Below are 3,072 nucleotides of genomic sequence, written 5' to 3'. Positions count from 1 at the left end.
GCCCATGAAGGCCTCGCCAGCCTGGCTGGTCACCCAGGGCGTGGCGCGCATCCCCGAAGACCGGCATGGCGTCGGCGTGGTCGGCGACCTCAGCGTCTGGGAAAACGCCGTGTCAGAGCGCCTGCGCAGCCCGGCGTTTTCCAAAGCGCTGTGGGTCAAGCGCAAGGCCGCGCAGACCCATGCGGCCCGCATCATGCGCGAGTTTGACGTGCGCGGCGGCGGGCCGCACACCGCGGCGCGCTCACTGTCGGGCGGCAACATGCAAAAGCTCATCCTCGGGCGGGCGCTCGTGGCCCCCACGCTTGTCGCTTCGCGTACTGCGCTGCCCCCCGAGGGGGCTATTTTTTCTAGGGGCGGCCCGTCGGAAAAATGTTTCCCCTCTTCCGAAACCGCACCCCAGCCGGCCAAACTGATCATCGCCCACCAGCCCACCTGGGGCCTGGACATTGGTGCCGTTGCCTATGTGCAGCAGCAACTGATCGCCGCGCGAGACGCTGGCGCGGCCGTGCTGGTCATTTCTGACGACCTGGACGAAGTGGTGGCGCTCGGCGACCGAGTGGCTGTGATGCACGCGGGCCAGCTGACGGAGGCCCTGCCCGCCGAGACTTGGTCGCGAGAGTTGATCGGGTTGGCGATGGCCGGTGTCCGTGCCGAGCCCGCGTTGGGAGTGGCCTCATGAGGTTGGAGAAAAGAACGCAAACCTCGCGCTGGGCCCTGGTGCTGGCACCCATCGGCGCCATCGCGTTCACCTTGCTGATCAGCGCACTGCTGGTGCTGTGGGCCGGTGCGCCGCTGGGCCAAACCTATGTGCTGCTGTTCAAGGGCGGCTTTGGCTCCGTCTTTGCCCTCAGCGAAACCTTTACCCGTGCGGTGCCCCTCATCCTGACCGGCCTGGCCGCCACGGTGGCCTTCAAGGCGAGGCTTTTCAACATTGGCGCGGAAGGCCAGCTTTATGCCGGCGCGCTGGCCGCCGTGGCTGTGGGCGGCATGCACGGGGGTAGCGGTTTTGATTTGCCCATCTGGCTGCTGTTCGGGCTGATGATGCTGGCCGCCGCCATTGCCGGCGCACTGCTGTTGCTGGGCCCGGCCTTGCTGAAGGCCCGCCTGGGTGTCGATGAAGTCGTCACCACCCTGTTGCTCAACTTCATCATGCTGCTGTTCGTGTCGGCGATGCTCGACGGCCCCATGAAAGACCCCACTGCCATGGGCTGGCCGCAAAGCGTGGCGCTGCAGGGCGAGCTGGAGCTTTCCAGGCTCGTCGCGCAGACACGCATCCACACCGGACTGCTGTGGGCCGCCGCGCTGGCTATAGCGCTGTGGGCCTTGCTGAAGTACACCGTACTGGGCTTTGACATACGCGCCGTGGGCGCCAACGCCAAAGCCGCGGCATTCGCCGGCGTGCCCGTCACCCGCACGGTGGTGCTGGTTGCGCTGTTGTCGGGTGCTCTGGCTGGGCTGGCCGGCGCCATTGAGGTGGCGGGCCGCACCAGCTACGTCACGCTCGACATGTCACCCGGCTACGGCTACACCGGCATCGTGATTGCCATGCTGGCCGCACTCAACCCCCTGGGCGTTCTGGCGGCAGCCGTGTTTGTGGCGGGCGTGCTGGTCGGCGCCGACACCATGAGCCGCGCCGTGGGCGTGCCCACCTATATCGCTGACGTCATCGTGGCGGCGTCGCTGATCTCGGTGCTGGTGGCCACGTTGATGACGCAATACCGGCTGGTCGTAAAAGAAAAAGGCCGGGCCGCATGAAATTCTTCAGCACCCGCGCCCTGCCAACCCATGCGGCCACTGCCGCCCGGGCTGAAGCTACACGCACAGCTCTTAAGCAAATAATAGCCACAAGCCAATACAGACAAGCGCAACCAGCTATTAAATCCATAGCACCAGCAACCTGCAAGCCAACGGGAAAAGGCGTCCTGCATGGCTGAAATGCTCGATATCCTTACCGCAGCGCCCTTCTGGATAGCCGTGCTGCGCATCGCCACGCCGCTCATCCTTGGCACGCTGGGCGTGCTGCTGTGTGAACGCGCCGGCGTGCTCAATCTGGGCATCGAGGGCATCATGGTCGCCGGCGCCTTCAGCGGCTGGCTGGCCGTGTACGGCGGCGCGCCGCTGTGGGCAGGCGTGGGCGTGGCGGCGCTTACCGGTGCGGTGTTCGGCCTGCTGCACGCCTTCCTCACAGTCGGCCTGGCGCTGTCCCAGCACGTGTCCGGGCTTGGCATCACCTTGCTGGCCACCTCGCTCARCTATTACGGCTACCGCGTCAGCTTTCCCAAAGTCGACACGCCACCCACCATCACACCCTTCGCCCCCATGCACTGGCTCGACGGCTTTCCCGGCGGCGGGCTGAACGTGGTGGCAGCGCAGACCTCGCTCACGTTGCTGGCACTAGCGCTGGTGCCGCTGATCGCCTGGCTGCTCTACCGCACGCCGGCGGGCCTGGCCATCCGCATGGTCGGCGAGAACCCCCAGGCCGCCGAAGGCCAGGGCGTCTCCGTCGCGGCCACCCGCACCGCTGCCATCGTGGCCGGCTCGGCGCTCATGGGCGTGGCGGGCTCTTTCCTCACGCTGTCGGCGTTTAACGCCTTTTTCTTCAACATGGTCAATGGCCGCGGCTGGGTGTGCGTGGCACTGGTGGTGTTTGCCTCGTGGCGGCCGGGCAAGGCGCTGCTGGGCGCGCTGCTGTTCGCCTTTTTCGACGCACTGCAGCTGCGCCTGCAAACCTCGGGCATCGTGAATGTGCCCTATCAGGTGTACCTGATGCTGCCCTACGCCCTTTCCATCCTGGCGCTGGTGCTGGTGGCGCGCAAGGCGGCGTATCCTCAGGCGTTGATGAAACCTTACCGAAAAGGCGAACGCTGATGATGACGACACCCCTTGCCCCACGCGGCACACTGCTGGCAGCCTTGCTGGCACTGGGCTGCGCCAACGCGCAGGCACTGGGCAGTGACTACAGCTACGACAGCTTCAAGACGCCTGACGCCGTCAGCTGGGTGCAAATGTGCGGCACATGGGGCAAAGGCCGCCAGGGCACCTACCGCGTCGTGCACGCAGACCAGTACGCAC

Annotated in this window: 3 protein-coding genes and 1 pseudogene; all 4 read left to right on the top strand. The window is 66.1% G+C overall.

Annotated features, from left to right (window positions below; genetic code table 11):
- Positions 1 to 679, top strand: a 679-nt coding sequence (locus AC1DWI_RS17900; RefSeq protein WP_477725349.1) for an ATP-binding cassette domain-containing protein, incomplete at its 5' end; no start/stop codon positions are given.
- Entirely contained in the window at positions 676 to 1,755 is a 1,080-nt protein-coding gene (locus tag AC1DWI_RS17895; RefSeq protein ID WP_477669473.1) for an ABC transporter permease, read from the top strand. The genes AC1DWI_RS17900 and AC1DWI_RS17895, both read left to right, overlap by 4 nt.
- Before the next feature lie 171 nt (positions 1,756 to 1,926).
- Positions 1,927 to 2,868, top strand: coding sequence for an ABC transporter permease (locus AC1DWI_RS17890; RefSeq protein WP_477725348.1), 942 nt, complete (start codon positions 1,927 to 1,929; stop codon positions 2,866 to 2,868).
- Positions 2,868 to 3,072: pseudogene (locus AC1DWI_RS17885) on the top strand (hypothetical protein); the annotation flags it as partial. The gene AC1DWI_RS17890 and the pseudogene AC1DWI_RS17885, both read left to right, overlap by 1 nt.

The organism is Polaromonas sp. P3_C2 (genome assembly GCF_056402675.1).
This window is presented reverse-complemented; position numbering and strand designations above follow the sequence as displayed.